Annotated in this window: 22 protein-coding genes and 1 riboswitch; of the genes, 7 read left to right on the top strand and 15 right to left on the bottom strand. The window is 69.0% G+C overall.

Annotated elements, in window-relative coordinates:
* Window positions 1–5 precede the first annotated feature (5 nt).
* Window positions 6–377, bottom strand: a complete 372-nt coding sequence (locus tag GON09_RS03070) for an Rv2175c family DNA-binding protein (protein ID WP_307854295.1) — start codon at window positions 375–377, stop codon at window positions 6–8.
* 182 nt (window positions 378–559) lie between these two features.
* On the opposite strand from GON09_RS03070, the gene pknB reads away from it, so the two are divergent.
* Window positions 560–2,608, top strand: a complete 2,049-nt coding sequence (gene pknB / locus GON09_RS03065) for a Stk1 family PASTA domain-containing Ser/Thr kinase (RefSeq protein ID WP_213930546.1) — start codon at window positions 560–562, stop codon at window positions 2,606–2,608.
* 19 nt (window positions 2,609–2,627) lie between these two features.
* Here the strand turns inward: pknB and GON09_RS03060 are convergent, their stop codons facing one another.
* The 12 genes from GON09_RS03060 to GON09_RS03005 form a co-directional block, all read right to left on the bottom strand.
* A complete protein-coding gene (locus GON09_RS03060) occupies window positions 2,628–4,013 on the bottom strand; it encodes a class II 3-deoxy-7-phosphoheptulonate synthase (RefSeq protein WP_213930545.1) in 1,386 nt (461 codons plus the stop codon).
* A gap of 54 nt (window positions 4,014–4,067) precedes the next feature.
* Window positions 4,068–4,559 (bottom strand): polyadenylate-specific 3'-exoribonuclease AS, encoded by a 492-nt coding sequence (locus GON09_RS03055; protein WP_213934246.1) that lies wholly within the window; start codon window positions 4,557–4,559, stop codon window positions 4,068–4,070.
* A gap of 4 nt (window positions 4,560–4,563) precedes the next feature.
* Window positions 4,564–5,352, bottom strand: coding sequence for a lysophospholipid acyltransferase family protein (locus tag GON09_RS03050; protein ID WP_213934245.1), 789 nt, complete (start codon window positions 5,350–5,352; stop codon window positions 4,564–4,566).
* Window positions 5,353–5,497: 145 nt separating this feature from the next.
* A complete protein-coding gene (locus tag GON09_RS03045) occupies window positions 5,498–6,484 on the bottom strand; it encodes an ROK family protein (protein WP_213930544.1) in 987 nt (328 codons plus the stop codon).
* The gene (locus GON09_RS03040) at window positions 6,481–6,879 is read right to left on the bottom strand and encodes a hypothetical protein (protein ID WP_213930543.1); all 399 of its coding nucleotides are present in this window, start codon (window positions 6,877–6,879) and stop codon (window positions 6,481–6,483) included. The genes GON09_RS03045 and GON09_RS03040 overlap by 4 nt, the downstream gene beginning before the upstream one ends.
* Window positions 6,867–8,075 carry an ArsA family ATPase gene (locus GON09_RS03035; protein WP_213930542.1) on the bottom strand — a complete coding sequence of 403 codons (1,209 nt, stop codon included), beginning with the start codon at window positions 8,073–8,075 and terminating at the stop codon, window positions 6,867–6,869. Before GON09_RS03035 ends, GON09_RS03040 begins: the two co-directional genes overlap by 13 nt.
* A gap of 23 nt (window positions 8,076–8,098) precedes the next feature.
* Entirely contained in the window at window positions 8,099–8,536 is a 438-nt protein-coding gene (locus tag GON09_RS03030; protein WP_213930541.1) for an SRPBCC family protein, read from the bottom strand.
* A 136-nt stretch (window positions 8,537–8,672) separates the two neighbouring features.
* Window positions 8,673–9,062: a polyketide cyclase / dehydrase and lipid transport gene (locus tag GON09_RS03025; protein WP_213930540.1), complete on the bottom strand. Its 390-nt coding sequence runs from the start codon at window positions 9,060–9,062 to the stop codon at window positions 8,673–8,675.
* Window positions 9,063–9,101: 39 nt separating this feature from the next.
* A complete protein-coding gene (locus tag GON09_RS03020; protein ID WP_213930539.1) occupies window positions 9,102–10,271 on the bottom strand; it encodes a glycosyltransferase family 4 protein in 1,170 nt (389 codons plus the stop codon).
* Between the two features lie 53 nt (window positions 10,272–10,324).
* On the bottom strand, window positions 10,325–11,650 hold the full coding sequence (locus tag GON09_RS03015) for a hypothetical protein (protein WP_213930538.1): 1,326 nt from the start codon (window positions 11,648–11,650) through the stop codon (window positions 10,325–10,327).
* Window positions 11,651–11,722: 72 nt separating this feature from the next.
* The gene (locus GON09_RS03010) at window positions 11,723–12,715 is read right to left on the bottom strand and encodes a C40 family peptidase (protein ID WP_374195381.1); all 993 of its coding nucleotides are present in this window, start codon (window positions 12,713–12,715) and stop codon (window positions 11,723–11,725) included.
* Window positions 12,716–13,095: 380 nt separating this feature from the next.
* On the bottom strand, window positions 13,096–13,677 hold the full coding sequence (locus tag GON09_RS03005; protein ID WP_213930537.1) for a C40 family peptidase: 582 nt from the start codon (window positions 13,675–13,677) through the stop codon (window positions 13,096–13,098).
* Between the two features lie 15 nt (window positions 13,678–13,692).
* Window positions 13,693–13,855, bottom strand: a riboswitch (cyclic di-AMP (ydaO/yuaA leader).
* 436 nt (window positions 13,856–14,291) lie between these two features.
* Here GON09_RS03005 and GON09_RS03000 point away from each other — a divergent pair.
* Entirely contained in the window at window positions 14,292–16,040 is a 1,749-nt protein-coding gene (locus tag GON09_RS03000; protein WP_213930536.1) for a DEDD exonuclease domain-containing protein, read from the top strand.
* Between the two features lie 32 nt (window positions 16,041–16,072).
* The gene (locus GON09_RS02995) at window positions 16,073–16,348 is read left to right on the top strand and encodes an Lrp/AsnC family transcriptional regulator (protein ID WP_016693842.1); all 276 of its coding nucleotides are present in this window, start codon (window positions 16,073–16,075) and stop codon (window positions 16,346–16,348) included.
* 85 nt (window positions 16,349–16,433) lie between these two features.
* On the opposite strand, the gene trpD is transcribed toward GON09_RS02995, so the two are convergent.
* Window positions 16,434–17,510, bottom strand: a complete 1,077-nt coding sequence (gene trpD, locus GON09_RS02990; RefSeq protein WP_213930535.1) for an anthranilate phosphoribosyltransferase — start codon at window positions 17,508–17,510, stop codon at window positions 16,434–16,436.
* A 64-nt stretch (window positions 17,511–17,574) separates the two neighbouring features.
* Window positions 17,575–18,030: a hypothetical protein gene (locus GON09_RS02985; RefSeq protein ID WP_213930534.1), complete on the bottom strand. Its 456-nt coding sequence runs from the start codon at window positions 18,028–18,030 to the stop codon at window positions 17,575–17,577.
* Between the two features lie 174 nt (window positions 18,031–18,204).
* Here GON09_RS02985 and ctaE point away from each other — a divergent pair, with 174 nt between their 5' ends.
* From ctaE to qcrB, 4 genes are all read left to right on the top strand, one after another.
* Window positions 18,205–18,819, top strand: coding sequence for an aa3-type cytochrome oxidase subunit III (ctaE, locus tag GON09_RS02980; RefSeq protein ID WP_213934243.1), 615 nt, complete (start codon window positions 18,205–18,207; stop codon window positions 18,817–18,819).
* Window positions 18,820–18,919: 100 nt separating this feature from the next.
* Complete coding sequence (gene qcrC / locus GON09_RS02975; protein WP_213934242.1) at window positions 18,920–19,756, top strand: cytochrome bc1 complex diheme cytochrome c subunit; 837 nt, start codon at window positions 18,920–18,922, stop codon at window positions 19,754–19,756.
* Window positions 19,753–20,880 (top strand): cytochrome bc1 complex Rieske iron-sulfur subunit, encoded by a 1,128-nt coding sequence (gene qcrA, locus GON09_RS02970; RefSeq protein ID WP_213930533.1) that lies wholly within the window; start codon window positions 19,753–19,755, stop codon window positions 20,878–20,880. The genes qcrC and qcrA overlap by 4 nt, the downstream gene beginning before the upstream one ends.
* Window positions 20,877–22,535 carry a cytochrome bc1 complex cytochrome b subunit gene (gene qcrB / locus GON09_RS02965; RefSeq protein ID WP_213930532.1) on the top strand — a complete coding sequence of 553 codons (1,659 nt, stop codon included), beginning with the start codon at window positions 20,877–20,879 and terminating at the stop codon, window positions 22,533–22,535. The genes qcrA and qcrB overlap by 4 nt, the downstream gene beginning before the upstream one ends.
* Window positions 22,536–22,622 lie beyond the last annotated feature (87 nt).

Raw genomic sequence — 22,622 nt, 5'->3', positions numbered from 1 at the left:
GGAACTCAGAAGGCGAGCGCCTGCGCCCGCCGCATCACCTCGCGCGCGGATTGCGTGTGCATCGCGGCCACGGGGCATCCGCCGGGAAGAGAATCGTCCTCGTCGAACAACCACCGCAGAATCTCGTCGTCCTCGTAACCACCGTCGTGCAGCACCGCGATCAGACCGGGGAGGCCCTTGAGGATGTTCCCTTCGCCGTCGAGGAAAGCCTCGGGGACCACGGGCACCCGGTCGCGTTTGAACGCCAGCAGCTGCCGGTCGCGCACCATCTGATGGACGCGGGAGATGGCGACGCCGAGGCTCTTCGCCACGTCGACGAGCTGCACCACGGGGACGGAGCGGTCGAGAACGTCGTCGCAGTAAGGGATTGCACTCACCCCACCACGTTATCTCTGCGCCCGCACGGGCAGCTACGCGGCTACCGTCCACGAGAGCTGGCTACGATCGACGGGGACGAAATCGCTTTGCACACGCGGGGCCGGACCTTCGTCACGCCGATACCTCGAAGACCCGGGTACCGGCGTCCCACCATCACGCACGAGACACGGGGGTACACCGGGTGACCGCTGGAGGCGACCGACTGGTCGGCGTCGTGCTCGACCGGCGTTATCGCATCGAATCGCAGATCGCGCGGGGCGGCATGTCGACCGTCTACCGCGGCACCGATATGCGACTCGACCGTCCCGTCGCCGTGAAGATCATGGACCCGCAGTTCGCGGCCGATCCCCAGTTCCTGGCTCGATTCGAGTTCGAGGCCAGGTCCGTCGCGCGACTGACCCACCCCGGGCTGGTCGCGGTGTACGACCAGGGCCAGGACGGTGATCACGTCTTCCTCGTGATGGAGCTCGTCGAGGGTGGCACCCTGCGCGAGTTGCTGCGCGAACGCGGCCCGATGCCGCCTCACGCCGCGGCCGCCGTGGCGGCACCGGTTCTCGGGGCCCTGGCCGTGGCGCACCGTGCGGGTCTCGTGCACCGCGACATCAAGCCCGAGAACATTCTCATCTCCGGCAACGGCGAGGTGAAGATCGCCGATTTCGGGCTCGTCCGGGCCGTCGCCGCCGCGACCACCACCTCGCGCAGCGTGATCCTCGGCACCGCGGCCTATCTGTCTCCCGAGCAGGTCACCGTCGGCAGCGCGGACGCACGCAGCGACGTCTACTCGACCGGTGTGCTCGTGTACGAGATGCTCACCGGTCGCACCCCGTTCACCGGCGACACGTCACTGTCGGTGGCGTACCAGCGTGTGGAGAAGGACGTGCCGGATCCGAGTTCGGCGATCGACGGGGTGCCGCCCGAACTCGACGCCTTCGTCCGCCGGGCCACGGAGCGCGAACCGGCCGAACGCTACGCGGATGCCCAGGTGATGGCTGATGCTCTCGGGGAGATCTGCGACACGCTCGATCTTCCGCGCTACCGGGTTCCCGCCCCGAGGAGATCCGCGGTGCGCACGCCACCGGCACCGGTGGATCCCGACGCCGCCGTACCGGCGCGCACCGCCGACGGCTCCGCGGCCGGGCACCACGACCCCGCCCCCGCGACCGCGGTGCTGCCCGGCGCCGCCGCGGCGAACGCACATGCGCCGACGACCGTGCAGACCGCCGTGCCGGGCACCCCCGGACCGAATGTTCCCGCCACCCGTCCGCACCCCACCCGGGTCGCGACCCGCACCCATCCGCGCCCCGACACCGAACCGGTGGCGCCCCGGCCGGACCACACTGCCGACCGTCGCCGTCAGCGACGCTCGGCGGCCGCCTGGATCGCCGCGATCATCGTGCTCGCGTTGTTCATGGGGATCGCCGGGTGGTGGCTCGGCGCCGGCCGGCTCACCGACGTCCCGACCGTGCAGGGGCTCGACCGGGCTGCCGCAGTCTCCGCGATCGAGACCGCCGGGCTGGCCGGCGAGATCAGAGGCGAGTACTCCGACGAGGTCCCCGTCGACACTGTTCTCGGCACCGACCCCACCGCAGGATCACGCGTGCCCGACGGCGACACGATCGCGCTGCTCGTCTCGCTCGGTAAGCCCACCGTCCCGTCCATCCCCGGCGCCGGGGAGAGATCCGTCGTCGAGGACGAACTGCGGCGTCGCACCTTCGAACCGGTGGAGGGCGGCACCGCATTCAGTACCACGGTGCCCGAGGGAGGCGTCGCCGCACTCGACCCCGCGCCCGGAACGGTCCTGCCCGTCGGGTCCGAGGTGAAGCTCGTGATGAGCAAAGGATCGCCCCCGGTGACCCTGCCCGACCTCGCCGGACGCACGGTCGACGAGGCGAGGCGCATCCTCGACGAGGCGGGGCTGACCGTCGGGGAGATCCGGGAGGTCTTCGACGCCGACGTCGACGAGGGCCGCGTCGCCGGCACCGATCCGGCGGAGGGCGACGAGGTCAATGCAGGAGGAACGGTCACTCTCCTCGTATCCGATGCAGTGAAGGTGCCGTCGATGTTGGGACGCTCGGTGGGCTCGGCCCGAGACGAACTCACCCGCCTCGGCTTCGACGTCGAGGTGCGGCAGCTCGGCGACTCCGACAGGTCGGTCGTGATCGGCCAGAACCCCGGGGCGGGCCGGAGAGCCGAACAGGGCAGCACGGTCACGCTGACCGCACTGCCCTGATCCGGAGACGTTTCCCCGGCTACCCGCGGAGCATCTCCGCGACAAGGAATGCGAGTTCGATCGACTGCTGCGTGTTCAGACGCGGATCGCACGCCGTCTCGTAACGACCGTGCAGGTCGAGATCGGAGATGTCCTGGGCGCCACCGAGACACTCGGTGACGTCCTCACCGGTGAGCTCGACATGGATGCCACCGGGATGCGTGCCGAGCGCGCGGTGCACCTCGAAGAAGCCCTGGACCTCGTCGACGATGCGGTCGAAGTGTCGGGTCTTGTAGCCGGTGGACGCCTCGTGGGTGTTGCCGTGCATCGGATCGCACTGCCAGATCACCTTGTGCCCGGTGGACTCGACGCGCTCGATGATGCCGGGCAGCAGGTCGCGGACCTTCGAGTGACCCATCCGGGAGATCAGGGTGAGCCGGCCCGGCGTGTTGTGCGGGTCGAGCCGCTCGACGTACTCGACGGCCATCTCCGGGGTGGTCGACGGACCGATCTTCAGGCCGATCGGGTTCGACAACAGCTCCGCGAACGCGATGTGCGCGCCGTCGAGCTGACGGGTGCGATCACCGATCCACAGGAAGTGGGCCGACAGGTCGTACAGGCGCGGCTCGTCGCCCGAATTGTCGAGGCGCAGCATCGCACGCTCGTAGTCGAGGACGAGGGCCTCGTGGCTGGCGTAGATCGTTGCCGCCCGCAGATTCGGGTCGACGACGCCGCAGGCGTCCATGAACCGCAGACCGCGGTCGATCTCGGAGGCGAGCGCCTCGTAGCGGGCGCCGGCAGGCGAGGCGGAGACGAAGGCCCGGTTCCAGTCGTGCACGCGGTGCAGGTCGGCCTCGCCGGCGGCGGTGACGGCCCGCACGAGGTTCATCGCAGCACTCGCGTTCGCGTAGGCGCGCACGAGGCGGGACGGATCGTGCCTGCGCACCTCCGCGTCGGCGACCAGCGAGTTGACCATGTCGCCGCGGTAGGACGGCAGACCGAGGGCATCGGTGTCGGACGAGCGCGGCTTGGCGTACTGCCCGGCGATACGCGCGACCTTCACGACCGGCGTCGAGGCACCGTAGGTCAGCACCACCGCCATCTGCAGCAATGTGCGGATGTTGCCCTTGATGTGCGGCTCGGTGTTGTCCGCGAACGTCTCGGCGCAATCGCCGCCCTGGAGGAGGAAGGCTTCACCGCGGGCGACGGCGGCGAGCTGGCTCTGCAGCTCCTCGACTTCGCGGGGCACGGTGATGGGGGGCACGCTCTCGAGCACGGTGCGCATCGCCGCGGCCTGCTCCTCCGGCCAGCTGGGCTGCTGCAGCGCCGGCTTTGCGAGCGCCGCGTCGAGGTTGGCACGCAGCTCCTCGGGCAACGGAGGAAGTTCGGGCAAGCGGTCGATCGGCACGTCGACAGTCCAGTTCACCTGTTCAGGATATGGCGTGACGGCCGGAAGCGGCGCAGCACCCCGTTACCCGCGTCACCGTGAACGACGGGCGGCCTCGATCGCCTCGAACTTCGCGAGGTTGTGGCGGGCGTCGGCGAGTGCGTCGTGGTTGTCGTCCGGAACCGGAGGCAGGGGCGGGCAGCCCGAGTCCTCCCAGTGCTGCCGGAGCTCGCGGGTGTATCGGGGCAGGACGTCGGGAAGCTCGGGCATCGTGCCCCACAGCTGCGCGAGGACGACGTGGTCGTAGGCCCCGATCCACGCCCACAACTCGGGCCGGATGCCCGGCCGGGGCACGAGGAACTTCAGCAGGTCGTCGCGGATCCTCGACCGCGACTTCCACGCGGGGTGTGCCGGGGGCGGCAGCTTCGGGAGCACGTTGCGGCGCACCCACGCACCGGCCCGGGACGGGTCGAACTCGGTCGACACCGCATAGAACTCGCGGCCGTCCTCGCAGGCGACACCGATCGAGACGAGTTCGATCGTGCGACCGTCCTCGATGAACTCACAGTCGTAGAAGTAGCGCACCCGCTCACCCGGCGCGGGTGTCGGGAACACGGTCCGCGACGGGACCGTCCTGCGGCGGGATGACGACGTCGGATGCCGACGCGCCGGCCTCCCCTGGCGCACCCGAGCCGTCGGTCGCGCCCGGCTTGTTCTTCATGGTCGCGGCGTAGATGTCGACGTACTCCTGGCCCGACAACTGCATGAGCGAGTACATGACCTCGTCGGTGACGGTGCGCTCGACGAATCTGTTGCCACCCATGCCCTCGAACCGGGAGAAGTCGAGGGGCTCACCGATCCGCACGGTGATCTTCGCCGGTCGCCACATCTTCGAACCGATGGGGTTCATCCGGTCGGTTCCGATCATGGCGACGGGGATCACGGGGACGCCGGTCTCCAGTGCCAGTCGCGCCAGGCCGGTCTTGCCCTTGTAGAGACGTCCGTCGGGTGAGCGGGTGCCCTCAGGGTAGATGCCGAGCAGTTTGCCCTGGCCGAGAACCCGGACCCCCGCGTTGAGCGCGTCCTGCGCGGCGTCGGCGCCGGTGCGGTCGATGGGGACCTGCCCGACCGAGGAGAAGAACCAGCGCTGGAAGGCGCCCTTGAAGCCCGCCCCGGTGAAGTACTCGCTCTTCGCCAGGAAGGTGATCCGCCGTCGCACGAGGAGGGGAAGGTAGAACGAATCGAGGACCGCGCGGTGGTTACTGGCCAGGATCGCCGGGCCGTGCGCCGGAATGTTCTCGCCGCCTTCGAACTTCGGACGACCTATGAGCCACAGCAGCGGTCCCAGGAGGACGTACTTGAACAGCCAGTACCACATGGCATCCTTCCCGAATCCGATCATCCCCCACACGGATCGGTGCAGCACCGCCCGCCGGTCGACTCTACGACGACGCGACTGCCACACGCACATCGCCTCAGTGCCCGACCCCACCCTTTCGGCACCGACGTGACGATAATCTCACCTACTGCGTCGCTCCGGAGGTTTCGATCGCCGATCGGGCGAGATCGGCGGCACCGATCAATCCGGCGGCGTCACCGAGTTGCGCCACCCGGACGCGCGCGAGGGGACGATGCCCGGCACCGGTGGTGACGGCCGCATAGTGTTCGCGCGCCGCGTCGAGGAACAGCGGAGCGGAGCCGGAGACCCCTCCCCCGATGACGACGAGCTCGGGATCGTAGACATCGGCGACGAGCGCCAGGCCGAGCCCGAGTCTGCGGGCGAAGTCGTCGAAGGCCGCGAGCGCGACGGGATCACCGTCGTGGGCCGCGCCGGCGATCCGCCGTCCGGTGAGCGATCCCGGATCCGCCGCGATCTCGCCGGCGAGCACGGAACGTCCAGGATCCGCCGCGAGCATCTCGACGGTCGTGTCCACGAGACCTGTTCCGCTGCAATATCTTTCCCAGCACCCGCGCTTTCCGCACGGGCAGGGACGACCGTCGGGTTCGACCTGCACATGCCCGAGTTCGGGCGCCACACCGTACGCACCGCGATAGATCCTGCCGTCGAGCAGCAGGGCGGCGCCGATGCCCGTTCCGAGTGCCACCATCACCGCGATTCCGCTACCTGCAGCGGCACCGAAGCGGTATTCGGCCCAGGCCGCGGCGTTGGCGTCGTGCTCGAGGACGACCGGCAGCCCGAAGCGCGCGGTCAACGTCTCTGCGAGAGGCGTCTCCCGCCAGGGCAGGTGAGGTGCGAACCGCACGGTGGTGCGGTCTCCGGTCAGGAAGCCCGCGACCCCCAGCCCGACCGCTGCTATGTCGTTGCGACCGCGCAGATGATCGACGAGACGGTACAGAGCGTTCTCGAGGGCGACCGCGGAGGACGGCGTCTGCGTGCGCACACTGTCGGCGACCTCGCCGTTCCGATCGACGGCCGCGGCACGAATACTCGTTCCACCGATGTCGATCCCGACCGTGAGCACAGCGCCGTTCCCGTTGCCGATGTTCACGGCCGGACGTTGACGGAGATCGGCACGAAGGCCGGCCGCTCGCGCGTCGGCGCGTCGGGGGTGGGTTCCGGTGGGCTGCTGCCGCCGGTGGCGGGCAGGAACTGCGAGAGGAACTCACGGAGCAACGCGATCAATGCCGCCAACTTCGTCGCGAGCCTGGTGACGAGCTCATGGTTCTCGCCGCGTACCAGCGCTGCGGCCGCGCAGAGCGGGCACCACGCGCACCCGCTCGGGGTCGCCGCCGAGCCGGGAGCGGAGTCGTCGGCGGGATGCGGTGCCTCGCCGGGCGCGACGACGAACTGCTGCACCGCACCCTCGACACGGTCGAGCACGGCGTCGGCGAGCAGCAACAGCTCGGAGAGCAGGGCTTCGTGATCGTCCCTCACAGCGGCCACACCGCCGGATCCGGCACGAAGCGCACCACCAGATCGGTGCCGTCGAACTCGGCTTCGGAGACCGTGCACCGGCGCAGCCCCGACGCGAGTCGCACCCGGCGGCGCATGCCGTCGGCGCCGACGACCAGGTCGTCGCCGATCCGTCCGAGCGTCAGGGACGCAGGGTCGGCGAGTGGGAGGTACATGCGCATCGCGTACACCGATTCCACCCCCGTTCCCGATTCGTGCTGCACCCGGACCGGATCGCCGGTGTCCGGCGAGGGTGTGGGTGCATCCCGGCGGAGCACCGTAGCGAGCTCCTCCAGAGCTGCCAACCCTACCGGCTCGACTGCACGTCGCTCGCACACGATCACGGGGATGTCGGTGACGGTCGTCCCGATCTCCTCCACGATCGCTACGTGCGCGGCCCGCTGATCGGCGAGCAGTCGCGCCGCCGCACCCGAACCGCCTACCGAGGGCATGACGCCGTTGATCACGACAGCTTCGACACGGATGCCGGACAGGGCGAGCCACGACCGCACCCTGCGGAGCTCGGCACGACCGGCGCGGTCGGGCGTCGCCACGATCACCGCGGCGCTGCGTCCGCGATCGTCGAGCAGGTCGCGTACCGCGGCGATGCCGGAGAGCAGCCGGTCGAACAGCGCGACGAAGACGGCCGTCCGGGGATCGGGGCCGGTGGTGGCCGCGACCCGACTGTGCTGCGGCCAGATCCGCTCGAGATAGTCGGCCACCGTGCGTGGCGCGGCGAGGGTGCGCAGGGCGTCCGCCGAGGCCGGCGCGTCGACGACGATGTGGGACCACCTCCCGGTGTCCGCGAGGCGCGCGACCTCCGAGAGCATGAGGAGTTCCTGGACGCCGGGCAGGCCGGTCAGTTCGTCGGGCTCGGGCAGGTCGAACTGCTCCGCGTGTTCGTGGGTCCCGGCGAGCGCCGCCATCGATGCGAGGACCGCATAGCGCGAGCGGAGCAGCTGCAGCGCATCGATCTCCACCATGTCGAGGTTCTCCTCGACGGTCCGGATGTCGGACGCGCCGGTGTCCCCGTCGGTGGCCCGGGGCAGGTCGAGCACGTCGCCGAGCGAGTGCGCCTGATCGATCGAGACGACGAGCACACGCTCCCCCATGCGGGCGGTCGCGAGCGACTCGGCCGCGGCCAAGGTCGTCTTCCCGGCGCCGCCCTTGCCGAGGAACCACCGCACGCGGGCCGGGGCGTGCCGGACGTTCAGCCCTCCACCTGCTTCTTGAGTTCCTTCAGGGCGGTGTCGGTGATGACCTTCTCCGCCTTGCGCTTGAACAGACCGATCATCGGGATCGTGAGATCCACGGTGAGCTGGTAGTCGACGACGGTGGTGCCGTCGGCGCTCTCGGTCAGCACGTACGAGCCGGACTGGGCCTTCTGGATCTCGCCGCTCTCGAGCTCCCAGCTCACGGCGCGGTTGTCGGGCGCCCACTTGTACCGCAGGACGTAGGTGTCCTTGACGATGCCGGCGTCCAGGACGAAGCGCACGCGCTCGGCCCGCCCGTCGGGGCGGTGTTCCACGACCTCCACGGTCTTCGCGGCCGACACCCACGTGGGATAGGCATCGAAATCTGCGATGACCTGCATGACACGCTCGGCCGGCGCGCCGATGGTGATCGACCTCTTCGTCTTCTCGGCCATGTGGTGACGGCTCCCTTTCTCGGCCCCTCGTGTGGATACCGATCAGTCCCGCTCCGAGGGTCTATCACATACCGTGCGGACAACGGTATCGGGACTTCGGTCCTTCGGTTGCTTCGGTGACGCGGCGGCTCACCGGTCAGCGGCGCGGCGGCTCACCGGCCGGACGACCGGCCTCGAGACGCTGCTTGACCTCGAAGGCCATCACCTTTCCCTGAACGCGGCGCGTCCGGTTCATGCCGGCGAGGTCGAGACCCGCGACGCGCTCGGGTGCGACACCCGCCGGTTCGCAGTGCAGGAAGTAGTGGATCACCGCGCCGTCGAGGACCGGTTCGAGCCACACTTCCATCGTCCCGTCGAGCGGGCCCGACACCGTCCACCGGATGCCCTTCTCCGCACGGTCCTCACGTACGGTCAGCGCGAGATCGGGGCACCATGCACGCCACCGATCGGGCGCCGCGACCTCCTCGGCGATGCGCTCCGGGGGCGCCGCTACGAAGGTCTGATCCGCCACCTGAATGCTGCTCACGCAGGACAGCTTCACATATCGCGTCCGCGGCCCGTCCGGTCACCCCGCCGAGGGCGCCACGGTCTCGCTCGGCGGCGCCGCGGCATCGAGATATCCGCGCAATCTCGCTCCCAGGACGTCCCATCTCCAGTCGGTGGACACCCACTCGCGGCCGGCCGCGCCCATCGCGGCGGCACGGTCGGGATCGGCGAGAATGCCGGACACAGCGGTGGCGACGGCCGTCACCGCTGTGCCGTCGACGACGTACCCGGTCCGGCCGTCCCGCACCGTCTCCGGGGCTCCACCCGACCTGCCCGCCACGACGGGTACTCCGGTCGCGGACGCCTCGAGGTACACGATGCCCAGACCCTCCACGTCGAGACCGCCGCCACGGGTGCGGCACGGCATCGCGAACACGTCGGCGATCGTGTGGTGCGCGGCGAGTTCGGCTGCCGGCACGGTGCCGGTGAACACGACATGTTCCTCCACGCCGGTGCGGCGGGCGAGCTCGCGCAGTCGTGACTCGTACGGTCCGCCGCCGACGATGACGAGGACGGCACCGTCGATGCGCGTGCGGATCGCGGGCAGTGCGCGGATGAGCACGTCCTGCCCCTTGCGGGGTACGAGACGCGACAGGCACAGCACGGTCGGCCGGTCACCGAGTCCGTAGCGTGCCCGCAGCTCGGCACGCGCTCCCGGATCGGGCCGGAAGGCGTCGGTGTCGACACCGGACGGCAGGTGTTCGAGGCCCGCCTCCGGACCGAAGGCGGAGGCGAAGCGCCCCCGGGTGTAACGGCTGACGTAGGTGACCGTGTCGGTGTGGTCGCCGATCTGCCGCAGGGCCTGCCGGGCGGCGGGCAGCATGGACCATCCCACCTCGTGGCCGTGTGTGCTGGCGACGATGCGGTGGGCCCCGGCGCGGCGCATCACGGGCGCCAGCAGCGCCAGCGGCGCGGCGGCTCCGAACCAGACGGTGTCGCAGTCGTGTTCGGTGAGCAGGCGGGTGGCGCGTCGCGCGACGTCGGGGGTGGGCAACATCAGCGTCGTGGGATGCCGGACGACCTCGAACGGAGCCCGCGCATCGAACTTCACGTGACTGTCGCCGCGCCAGCGCGGTGCGTAGACGACGAGGTCGTCGGACGGCAACTGGTTCGCGAAGGCGTGCAGATAGGACTGGATGCCCCCGGGGCGGGGCGGGAAATCGTTCGTCACCAGCAGGGTCCGCGACATGGGTCCACCGTAGAAGCAGGGGGATGCGGAAGCGTAGACGGGTCCCGGGCCGGTCAGCGGGTGTCGCGGATGTGACCTCCGAGCCAGCGTCCCCAGACGTCCACGAACTCTGTGGTGTCGACGCCGAGCAGTCCGGTGAGCACGTCGTCGAGCTTCTCGTCGGTGACGGGACCCGCAGCGAGGGCACGGTACAGGGCGATCAGACTGTCGTGTCCGAATTCGTCGGCGATGTATTCGGCGATCGACCAGGCGGTCTCGTAGGCAAGCGCCGAGCGTTCACCGGTGAAATCACCGTCGGCCGGCAGTGACACCGGTACACCCGACGATCGAACCTGCCGGGTCAGCGTCGGTGCGATCCGCCGCACGTCGACCTCGTCGGCTGTCGTGCGGTGGCCGACGTAGTCGGCGAAGCCCTCGAGGACCCACATCGGGGAGCCGTCGACCGTGCCGGCGCGCGCGGCGACGTGCACCATCTCGTGGGTGAGGACGGCTCTCCGCGAGGTGTCGTCGAGCCGCCTACTCGCCGCCGGATTGAAGACGATGCGCTGACCTGTGGCGATCCCGCGCTCGTGATCCACATCGTCGGAGACCGCGACGGCAGCGATGTCGTCGCCGTCGTGCCGCGGCCCGACGAGGTGCGAGAACTCCTCGCGCGACGAGGTCACGACGATCAGCGCGCGCCGCGGCCAGGTGTCGCCCCACAGGTCGTCGACGGCCTCCACCACGGACGGCAGGTCATCGGCGAGGTCGTCCACGAACGACGCGTTGTCCGGGTGACCGACCACGACCGAGCGCCCGCCCGCGGTCTGTGCGATCGCGACATGGAGCGGGCCGTGGTCCCACGGTCCCCGCCACGTGACGGTCTCCGCCCCGGCGAGGGCGGGTGCATCGTCGGCGATCCGCCAGCCCTGCGGCCGGTGGACGAACAGCACGGTCACCGGTCGCCGGGTGGGCACGTCGTCGATGCCGTCCACGGCGAACCGGAGGTGGACGCGATGTGCCCGGACGTCGTCGGCGCCGAACCGGGCCACGTCCTCGGGCGGCAGGGGCAATGCGGGCTCGGCGGCGAGTTCGTAGCCGAAGTCGGCGAGAGGAACGGACGCGATCGCCGTGATGCGCTCCCGCTCGGAAGCGAGGAGCGCCGGGGATGCGGCGTCGATCAGCCGCGCGAGGGACGCGTCGTCGCCGGTCCGGACGGCCAGGCTCCAGTCGTCGAGTACGACCTGCAGTTCGGCCCGTACCCGGCTGTCGACGTCGTCGGTGTCCACCGGGTCGACGGCCAGCAGCAGGCCCGCCGTGACCAATGCGACCACGAGCCCGGCCAAGCCGAGGCGTTCCCACTTGCGGGTACCGGCGGGAAAGGACGATCGCGCGGGCACCGCGTCAGTCTAGGTCGACCCCCGGGCGCCACCCTGAGCGACCTCGGCCGGCGGTGGCGCCGTGGAGGCGGATCAGTACCGGCGGGCGCTGTGGAACGGGAAGCGATCGATCGACTGGACCTTCACCGGTACACCGAAGGTCGAGGCGTGCACCATGTTGCCGTCGCCGACGTACATGCCGACATGGGAGGCGTCTTCGTAGAAGATGACGAGATCACCGGGCTGCAGATTCTCGCGGGAGACGGGGACACCGCCCTGCGCCTGCGCCTGACTGGAGCGGGGAAGCGCCTTACCGACCTGCTTGTACGCCCAGACCATGAGTCCCGAACAGTCGAACTGGTCGGGACCGGTCGCGCCCCAGACGTACGGGGAGCCGATGCGGGACAGGGCCGCCCGGAGTGCGGCGCCGTTGCTGCCGGGGACGAGGTGCTGCAGGATCTTCTCGGCGTCGAGACCCGGCGGGAAAGGGGTGCCGGCGAGTTCGGCCTTCTCCGCGTCGCTGAGCGCTTCGAAGGCGTCAAGGACCTCCTCGATCTGCTGTTCGAGTTCGGCCTGACGCCGCTGGAGTTCGTCGCGGAGAGTCTGGGCCTGCGCGGCGGCTGCATGTGCCTCGTCGGCGGCGTGCTGCGCCGCCACGGCCGCCTCGGCCGCGGCGGCAGTGGCGGCCCGGAAGCCGTCGACCTCGCGCGAGGTCTGCTCACCGAGGACGTCGAGCAGCACCATCTGGTCGAGCATCTGCTGAGGCGAATCACTCACCATCACGGCGAAGAGGCGGTTGGTGCGCGCGCCGCGGTAGTTGGCCCGAGCGAGCTTGTCGACGGTGGGCTTGAAGCGGGCGATGTCGGCGCGAGCGATACCCAGAGCCTCGTCGGCCTGGGCGGCGCGAGCGTCGGCCGACTGCTGCGCCGCGACCTTCGCTTCGAGATCCGCGCCGGCGGCGTGCAGCGCCTCGGTGGCCTGCTCGCTGCGACGTGACAGATCGGCGAGATGGTCGAGTCGTGCGGCGGGGCTCTCCCCCGCAGGTTGCGCCGTCGCCGGCGCGAGAGTGAAACCGAGGACCATCATCACGAGGGCCACGACGAGCGCGGGCCGGCGCCCGGCGCGTACTCTCGGCCTGCTGTGCACTCTCGGCCTGCGCTGCATTCGCACGAGGTGCTTCGTCCTGTCGGAAACCACGAGGGCTCGCATCCTTTCCCGGCGTCCTTGATCATCCGCAACTACCGGATCAAAGATCTCGATCAGGTTACGGAATCGCATAGGTTTGTGTCTACCTGCGAGTAGCCATCACACGCGACGGCTTTCTGTGCAAGAGACGGACACGCGTACGGACCGCGCGTGCAGACATACGAGAAGGGTGGGCCCGGTTCGTACCGGACCCACCCTTCTCGGAGATGGTGCGTCGGAGCGGAGGCGAGAAGTGCCGTCCGATCAGAGGCGACGTGCCGTCAGAAGCGTCGCGCTCCGTCGACCGGCATCGAGTTCAGCGGCGCGATCTTGACCGGCTGGCTCGAGGTGGAGGCATGCACGATGTTGCCGCCGCCGATGTAGATGCCGGTGTGGCTGCCGTCGTAGAACGACACGACGTCGCCGGGCTGGAGAGCCGCGACATCGACGGGGGTACCGGCGGAGGCCTGCTCGTAGCTCGTGCGCGGCACGCTGAGGCCGGCCTGCTTGAAAGCCCACTGGACGAGGCCCGAGCAGTCGAAGGAGCTCGGACCGGCCGCACCGTAGACGTAGGGCGCGCCGATCTTCGACTGTGCGGCGTCGGCAGCACGCTGTCCGACGGAGCTGAAGGGTGCGGTGAAGGCCTCGGCCTGAGGCGCGGGGGCACCCTCGGCGGCCGGCGGAACGAGGTTGGCGATCTCCGGCGGCACGGTCACACCGGCCGGGAGGTCGAACGTTCCGACACCGGGAATGTTGATCGGCTCGGCCATCGCCGGGCCGGCCGAGACGGTGACTGCTCCGAGAGCAATGGCACCGGCGACAAGGGCGCGCCGGACGGTGCGCTTGCTGTTGTTCGAAACCACGAGGGGACGTTCTCCGTTTCTTCCGTTCACCCGCCGACCGAGTTAGCTGACGGGTTCGGGCCGGAAGATCAGCCCTACCCCTCGCCGCGACGGGCGGAGGGGATTCACCCCAAGAACTACGTGGGTCCCCGGCTCACCGCTCCCGAAGCCGGGAGGGGCGATTAGGCGGTAACCGTGCGGCTCCGACCCGGGGGTGGGGCGGAAAACTCTCCGCTCGGTCTCGAAAAGATTACGAAACGGCATCGGTGAAGTCGACCGCTCCGCCGCATCGCCCGACCGTTTCGGCCGATTCCCGGATGAATGCTGCCGCGGGAGCACGGTCCGATAACGACGCGGTAACAAGCGCTGCTCCGCCACTCTCCGCCGCGAGGATGGCTGCTGCCCATTTGCCCGAGTCCGCTCCGGAAGCGGCAGGTCAGAGCATCCCTACCCGAAAAGACCGGCCGGAACGGCTCGCCCGATTCGCCGGACTGCGCCCCTCGGAGGCCGATCGGTCTGTTTTTGTCGGCTTCGCCCACTTCTCGCCAGGGCAGAAAAATCGGTGTGATCCTCGTCTCTTCAGTGTTCGGGAGCCCGCCCGGCGGGTTGTCGGTGCCGCTTCCTAGGCTCGCCGCATGACCTCGCCGCAACCATCCGCCCTCGGCGTGCAACTGGGTTTCGACGAGCTCGACACGCCCTTGCGCGACACCACCTTCGTCGTCGTCGACCTCGAGACGACCGGAGGGAAGTCGGCCGAGGACGCCATCACCGAGATCGGTGCGGTGAAGATCCGCGCCGGGGAGGTGCTCGGCGAGTTCGCGACCCTCGTCGATCCGGGGCGTCCCATTCCGCCGTACATCGTGCAACTCACCGGCATCACCACCGCGATGGTCTATGCGGCCCCCAGGATCGAGGAGGTGCTGCCCGCCTTTCTCGAGTTCGCGTCCGGAGCGGTGCTCGTCGCGCACAACGCCGGATTCGACGTCGGATTCCTCAAGGCGGCCGCCACGAAGTGCGAACTGGCGTGGCCCCGATTCCAAGTGCTGTGCACCGTCAAACTGGCCCGCCGCGTCCTCGGACGCGACGAGGCACCCTCGGTGAAGCTCTCCGCGCTGGCCGAACTGTTCCGGGTTTCCACCCTGCCCACCCACCGCGCGCTCGACGACGCACGGGCCACCGTGGACGTGCTGCACGCCCTCATCGAACGGGTCGGCAACCAGGGGGTCCACAGCCTGACCGAGTTGCGCGACTACATGCCCGTGGTCACTGCCGAGCAACGGGCCAAACGCGCTCTCGCCGCGCACCTTCCGCGCAGGCCCGGCGTCTACATGTTCCGGGGCCCGTCCGACGAGGTGTTGTACGTCGGCACGGCGGTCGACCTGCACCGGCGCGTCCGTACCTACTTCACGGGTTCCGAGACGCGGCCGCGACTACGCGAGATGGTCGCACTCACCACGCGCATCGATCATGTCGAATGCGCCCACGGGCTCGAAGCCGGTGTCCGCGAACTCCGGCTGATCGCGGCGCACACCCCTCCGTACAACCGTCGGTCGAAGTATCCGATGCGTGGCTGGTGGATCATCCTCACCGACGAGGCGTTTCCGCGCCTCGCCGTGAGCCGCACTCCCGGGCCCGATGCGATCGGCCCGTTCTCGGTACGTGCCGACGCCGCGGACGTCGCGGCGCTGCTCGCGGAGATGTGCGGTCTGCGTACGTGCACGCGCAGGATCGGCCGTACGGCGCGGCACGGCGACCGCTGTCCGCCCGTCGCCGTCGGGGGTTGCGCCGCAGCCCGCTTCGGGGTCCAGGACGCCTCTGCCTACGAGGCCCAGGTCGAGGGCGTGCGCGCGGTCGTCCGCGGCCTCGCCGACGACGCCGTCGAGGCGGTACACCAGCGCCTCGACATCCTTGTACGCGACCAGCTGTTCGAGAATGCCGCCCGGCTGCGCGACAGGCTCGCCGCGGCCCTCGTCGCGTTGCGGCGCACGCAGCGCCTGGCCTCGCTGGCGGCCGTCGACGAACTCGTCGCGGCGCGTCCGCGGGCCGAGGGCGGATGGGAGTTCGCCGTGATCCGCGCAGGCCGGCTCGCGTCCGCCGGCGTGGCACCGCGCGGGGTGCGGCCGATGCCCGTCGTGGACGCGATCGTCGCCGGTGCCGAGACGGTACGGCCGTCACCGGGACCACTGCGCGGCGCGTCCCCGGAAGAGATCGGCCTGGTCGCGCGATGGCTCGACGGCGAGGGAACCCGCATCGTCCGTGCGAGCCGGGGTTGGTGCGAGCCGAGCCGAGGTGCGGGCCGATGGAGTGCGTGGGCCGAGCTCGCGCACGACGCCCGCGCGGTCCGCGGGCTCCTGTCCGCCGACTCGTCCCACCGCTTAGGCTGATGCAATCCCCGAGGAAGGCTGAAGGAGACCCCATGATCAACGCGATCGTCCTGATCGATGCCGAGGCGAACCGTATCCCCGAGACCGCGCAAGCGGTCGCCGACCTCGATGGCGTCGACACGGTGTACTCCTGCGCGGGCGACGTCGACCTCGTGGCGGTGGTCCGAGTGCGCGACCACGAGAAGATCGCCGACGTCGTCACCCGGGGCATCAACAAGATCGACGGCGTGACGAAGACCGTCACCCACATCGCGTTCCAGTCGTACTCGAGCGCCGATGTCGAAGCGGGCTTCTCGATCGGGAACTGACCCGGCGTCGCCTGCACACTCACGACGGACGACGGGCCCGCACTGCGCAGTGCGGGCCCGTCCGTCTGTCCTTACTGTTCTGCGGTCACTTCTCCGACGCGGCGCCCAGCCGCGTGGTGACCTGGGCCCACCGCTCCAGCACCGACGCGGCGCCCCCGTCGTCGATCGCGTGCGCCGCCGTCTCGAGGCCGGCCGCGAGGGCGTCCTCGAGAGCACCGTCGACGCCGCGGAAGGCGGCGATCGCCCCGGCTGCGTTGAGGAGCACGGCATCGCGCACGGGGCCCTTCTCCCCTGCGAGGACGGCACGCGCGATCACCGCGTTCTCATCGGCGTCGCCGCCGCGCAGCGCTTCGAGCGGAACGCGTTCGATCCCGAGATCGCGCGGATCGAGACTCACGACCCGTACTTCGCCGTTGCGCACGATGTGCACCGTCGACGTCGTGGAGGTGGTCAGTTCGTCGAGTCCGTCGTCGCCGCGCACCACGAGGGCGGAATTGCCGCGTTGCGCGAGCACGCCCGCGACCGTAGGGACGAGCGGTTCGAACGCACACCCGATCAGACCGGCGCTGGGACGGGCCGGATTGGTGAGCGGACCGAGGACGTTGAAGACCGTCGGGATCCCGATCTGCTTGCGCGGCGCGGCCGCGAAGCGCAGTGCCGGGTGGTAGACAGGCGCGAAGCAGAATCCGATCCCGACCTCGGCGACCGAGTGGGCCACCTCGTCGGGCCCCAGATCGATGTGCACACCGAGGGCCTCGAGCACGTCGGCGCCTCCACTCTTGGAGGAGGCGGCACGGTTGCCGTGCTTGACGACGCGGATGCCCGCCGCGGCCACGACGAGCGAGGCCATCGTCGAGATGTTGACGGTGTTCGCGCGGTCGCCACCGGTTCCCACGATGTCGACGACGTCGCTGTCGACCGGGACCAGCCGGGCATAGTCGAGCATCGTGTCGGCGAGCGCCCGCACCTCTTCGGGTGTCTCGCCCTTCATCTTCAGCGCGACACCGAAGGCTGCGATCTGGGCGGGTGTGGCGTTGTCGGAGAAGATCTCGCTCATCGCCCATCGCGCCTCGGCGGCCGACAGGTTCTGTCCGGCGGTGAGCGCTCCCAGGACGGAGGGCCAGTTCCGGGTCACCTCGTCCGCGTCTCGCGTCGCGTTCATCGCACCTGCCCTCGCCGCATCTCGCTCCTCACCGGGCACAGGCGTGCCCTTCCGACCGGTCAGCTTAGCCAGCGGAATCCTGCGGTTGCAGGGCGTCCCATCCCAGAGCCGTTCCGCCGAGTCGCTGCGCGAGCGAGGCCATGCGCGACTTCTCCTGCGCACAGTGCAGAGCATCGAGGATCTGGACACGCTGCAGGATCACGGAAGCGCCGTCCACGGCCATGGGCGGGACGTTCCGGTCGCCGGTTCCGGCCACGACGTAGCCGTCCTGGCCGGCCAGCTCCGCGGCCCGCTCCACCGCGTCCGCGGGCAACGCCAGATGGTGCCGGAGAACGGCCTCGTCCTCGGACCGCCACGACGGGGCCACCTCGGCCGCGCGCTCCAGCGCCGTGGAGCAGGCTTCGGCGTCCTCGAAGGACGACACGACCACGACCAGATCGGCGCGGTCCGCGTCGAGCGGCTCACCGCGCCGCCCGGCCAGCGAGCGCAGCCATCCCCGAAGACCCTTTCCGGTACTCATGCATCCACGATCCCACGTGACCTTCGCGACCCTCCGAAATGCGCCGTGTGGGGCCCTCCGGAGCACCCCTCACCGAGCGCCCACCTGGTGAAATCCAGGTCCGAGACCTGCACGGACGCGCCGATTTCGGCCCCGATTGCCCAAGACGTACTACGACGGGTCATACTAGCCAGCGTGACGAGCGCAGTAGGGACTTCAGGATCTGCAATCACACAGCGCGTGCACTCGTTGAACCGGCCCAACCTGGTCAGCGTCGGCACCATCGTGTGGTTGTCCAGTGAGCTCATGTTTTTCGCAGGGCTCTTCGCCATGTACTTCGTGGCACGGGCACAGGCCCCGGAGGGCATGTGGCCGCCCCCGCCCACCCACTTGAACCTGTGGTTGGCGGTACCGATCACCGCGGTGCTGATCGCTTCCTCCTTCACCTGCCAGCTGGGCGTGTTCGCCGCCGAGCGCGGCGACGTCTTCGGTCTGCGGCGGTGGTACATCATCACCCTCGGCATGGGCACCTTCTTCGTGCTCGGCCAGGGATACGAGTACATCACCCTCGTGAAGGACGGCACGACCATCCCGGGCAGCGTGTACGGCTCGGTGTTCTACATGACCACCGGCTTCCACGGCCTGCACGTCATCGGCGGCCTGATCGCCTTCGTGTTCCTGTTGTTCCGCACGAAGGTCAGCAAGTTCACGCCTGCGCAGGCCACTGCAGCCATCGTCGTTTCGTATTACTGGCACTTCGTCGACATCGTTTGGATCGCGCTGTTTGCCACGATTTATTTCATCCGTTAGCCAGCTGAACGCCCAGGCAGCCCCCTGACGTCCAGTCCGTCCCGACATAAAAAAAGGGATACAGATGAGTTCATCCCCACCTCTCGCCTCCGAGGGTGACATGCCCGGTCGATCCTCTGCAGCCGATGCTGCGAAGTCCCGCCGCCAGCGCAAGATGCGCCGGCGCGTCACCGGAGCGTTGGTCCTCGCGCTCGGTCTCCTCAGCGCAGGCTTCATCGCCTCCGCGCTGACACCTGCCCCGCAGGTGGCCACGGCGCAGGACGACCAGAGCGCTCTGATCCGCGAGGGTCAGCAGCTCTACGAGACCTCCTGCGTGACCTGCCACGGCGTCAATCTCCAGGGCGTCCAGGATCGCGGTCCCAGCCTCATCGGTGTCGGCGAGGCCGCCGTCTACTTCCAGGTCTCCTCGGGCCGCATGCCGATGATGCGCAACGAGGCCCAGGCCCTCCGCAAGGACCCGAAGTTCGACGCCGCGCAGACCGACGCGCTCGGCGCGTACATCCAGGCCAACGGTGGAGGCCCGACGGTCATCCGCGACGAGAACGGCGAGATCGCTCAGTCGTCGCTGCGCGGCAACGACATCGGACGTGGTTCGGAGCTCTTCCGCCAGAACTGCGCGTCGTGCCACAACTTCACCGGACGCGGCGGCGCGCTGTCGTCCGGCAAGTTCGCACCGAACCTGGATCCGGCCAACGAGCAGCAGATCTACACCGCGATGCTCACCGGCCCCCAGAACATGCCGAAGTTCTCCGATCGTCAGCTGACGATCGAGGAGAAGCAGGACATCATCGCGTACATCAAGTCCGCCAGTGAGACGAGGGACCCGGGTGGCTACGGGCTCGGCGGCTTCGGCCCCGGTGCCGAAGGGCCGACCATGTGGGTCGTCGGCATCGTCGCCGTCGTCGGCGCTGCGCTGTGGATCGGAGCAAGGTCATGAGTGGCGGCGAAACGCCGAACAAGCACACGGTCGAAGATCTCGACCGGATGAGCCGGGACGACCTCGTCACGCTCGGCACGAACCTCGACGGCGTCGACGTCGCGTTCCGCAAGGACCGGTGGCCCGTCGAGGGCACCCGCGCCGAGAAGCGCGCCGAGCGCAACGTCGCCTTCTGGTTCGCCCTCGCAGGCATCTCGGGTATCGCGTTCATCGCGACCTACCTGTTCTGGCCGTGGGAATACCAGGGCATCGGCGACGAGAACTACGGCTGGTACAGCCTCTACACCCCGATGCTCGGCCTGACCCTCGGTCTGTCGATCCTCGGCATCGGTGTGGGCGCGGTGCAGTTCACCAAGAAGTTCATCCCCGAAGAGGTGTCGATCCAGGATCGGCACGACGGTGGATCCTCCGAGGTCGATCGCAAGACGATCGTCGCCGAGCTCTCCGATTCGCTCGACACGTCGACCCTGCCGCGTCGCAAGCTCATCAAGCGCACCGCCATCTTCGGTGGTGGCGCGCTCGGCCTGGGCCTGATCATGCCGCTCGGTGGCCTGATCAAGAACCCGTGGGCCGAGGGCGACGAGTCGTCGCTGTGGGTCTCGGGCTGGACCCCGCGCTACCCCGGCGAGACGATCTACCTGCGTCGCGACACCGGCCGTCCCCAGGACATCGTCCTCGTGCGTCCGGAGGACCTCGACGCCGGCGGCATGGAGACGGTCTTCCCGTTCCGCGAGTCCGATCGTGGCGACGACCACGCACTGCTGCAGGGTCTGCGCGGCATCCGCAACTCGGTCATGCTCATCCGTCTGCGCACCGAGGACACCGAGCGTGTCGTCAAGCGCAAGGGCCAGGAGAGCTTCAACTACGGCGACTACTTCGCGTACTCGAAGATCTGCACGCACCTCGGCTGCCCGACCTCGCTCTACGAGCAGCAGACGCACCGCATCCTGTGCCCGTGCCACCAGTCGCAGTTCGATGCACTGGAGTACGGCAAGCCGATTTTCGGTCCCGCTGCTCGCGCACTGCCGCAGCTTCCTATTACAGTGAACGAAGAGGGCTTCCTGGTCGCCAACGGTGACTTCATCGAGGCACTCGGCCCGGCATTCTGGGAGCGTCGCCCGTGAGTACTGCAACCCCGTCCCGCGCCGCACAGATCGGCGAGAACCTCGATTCTCGTTACCATCTGTCCGCGGGCATCCGCCGCCAGATCAACAAGGTGTTCCCCACCCACTGGTCCTTCCTCCTGGGTGAGATCGCGCTCTACAGCTTCATCATCCTGTTGATCTCGGGTGTCTTCCTCACCCTGTTCTTCGATCCGTCGATGGCGCATGTCACCTACGACGGTGTGTACCAGCCGCTCCGCGGTGTCGGCATGTCCCGTGCGTACGAGACGACACTGCAGATCTCGTTCGAGGTCCGCGGAGGACTGTTCGTCCGCCAGATCCACCACTGGGCTGCGCTGATGTTCGCCGCGTCGATCGTCGTCCACCTGCTGCGTGTGTTCTTCACCGGCGCGTTCCGGCGTCCGCGCGAAGCCAACTGGGTGATCGGCTCACTGCTGCTCATCCTGGCGATGTTCGAGGGCTTCTTCGGCTACTCGCTTCCCGACGACCTGCTCTCCGGCACCGGCCTCCGCGCCGCGTTCTCCGGCATCACGCTGTCGATCCCGATCATCGGCTCGTGGATGCACTGGGCGATCTTCGGTGGCGACTTCCCGGGTGAGCTGATCATCCCGCGCTTCTACGTGCTGCACGTGCTGCTCGTTCCGGGCATCATTCTGGCCCTGATCGCCGCGCACCTCGCGCTGGTCTGGTACCAGAAGCACACGCAGTTCCCCGGCCCCGGCCGCACCGAGCAGAACGTCGTGGGTGTTCGTATCCTCCCCGTCTTCGCCGTGAAGTCGGGTGCGTTCTTCGCGATGACCTTCGCGGTCCTCGCCCTGATGTCCGGCCTGCTGCAGATCAACCCGGTCTGGAACATCGGCCCGTACAACCCGTCGCAGGTCTCCGCCGGCTCGCAGCCGGACATCTACATGATGTGGACGGACGGCATGGCACGTATCTGGCCGGCCTGGGAGCTGTACCTGTTCAACCGGTACACGATCCCGCAGCCGTTCTGGATCGCGTTGATCATGGGTCTCGTGTTCGTCGTTCTCACGGTCTACCCGTGGATCGAGAAGAAGTTCACGAAGGACGACGCTCACCACAACCTGCTGCAGCGTCCGCGCGACGTGCCGGTCCGTACCGGACTCGGGTTCATGGCCCTGGCGTTCTACGCCGTCGCCACGATCATGTGCGTCAACGACATCATCGCGTACAAGTTCGACATCTCGATCAACGCGACGACCTGGATGGGCCGTATCGGTCTCGTCCTGCTCCCGCCGCTCGCCTACTACATCGCGTACCGGTTCTGCCTGGGTCTGCAGCGCAGCGACCGCCAGGTGCTCGAGCACGGCATCGAGACGGGCATCGTCCGTCGCCTGCCGACCGGCGAGTACATCGAGATCCATCAGCCGCTCGGTCCGGTGGACGAGCACGGCCACCCGGTCCCGCTCGAGTACCAGGGTGCCGCGATCCCGAAGCGTATGAACCGCCTCGGCAGTGCCGGCAAGCCCGGTGCCGGCAGCTGGTGGAGCCCCGACCCGGCCGACGAAGCGGCCGCGCTCGAGGCCGCCCACCACGAGGCCGAGCTCGAGCTCCGGAACACGCTCCGCGAGTATCAGGAGCGCGTGCACGGAAACGGCGACGGCGCAGCTCAGCTGCCCGACAAGTCGCACTGATCCGCACCAGCGGTTCGTAACGTAACGGGGCCCCGGACCTTCACGGTCCGGGGCCCCGTTCGTCGTTCCGAGACGATCGGAGGGGAG

Source organism: Rhodococcus sp. B50, from assembly GCF_013602415.1.
GTDB lineage: Bacteria > Actinomycetota > Actinomycetes > Mycobacteriales > Mycobacteriaceae > Rhodococcus.
Note: the sequence above shows the minus strand (reverse complement) of the source record. Positions and strands in the feature narration are given on the sequence as shown.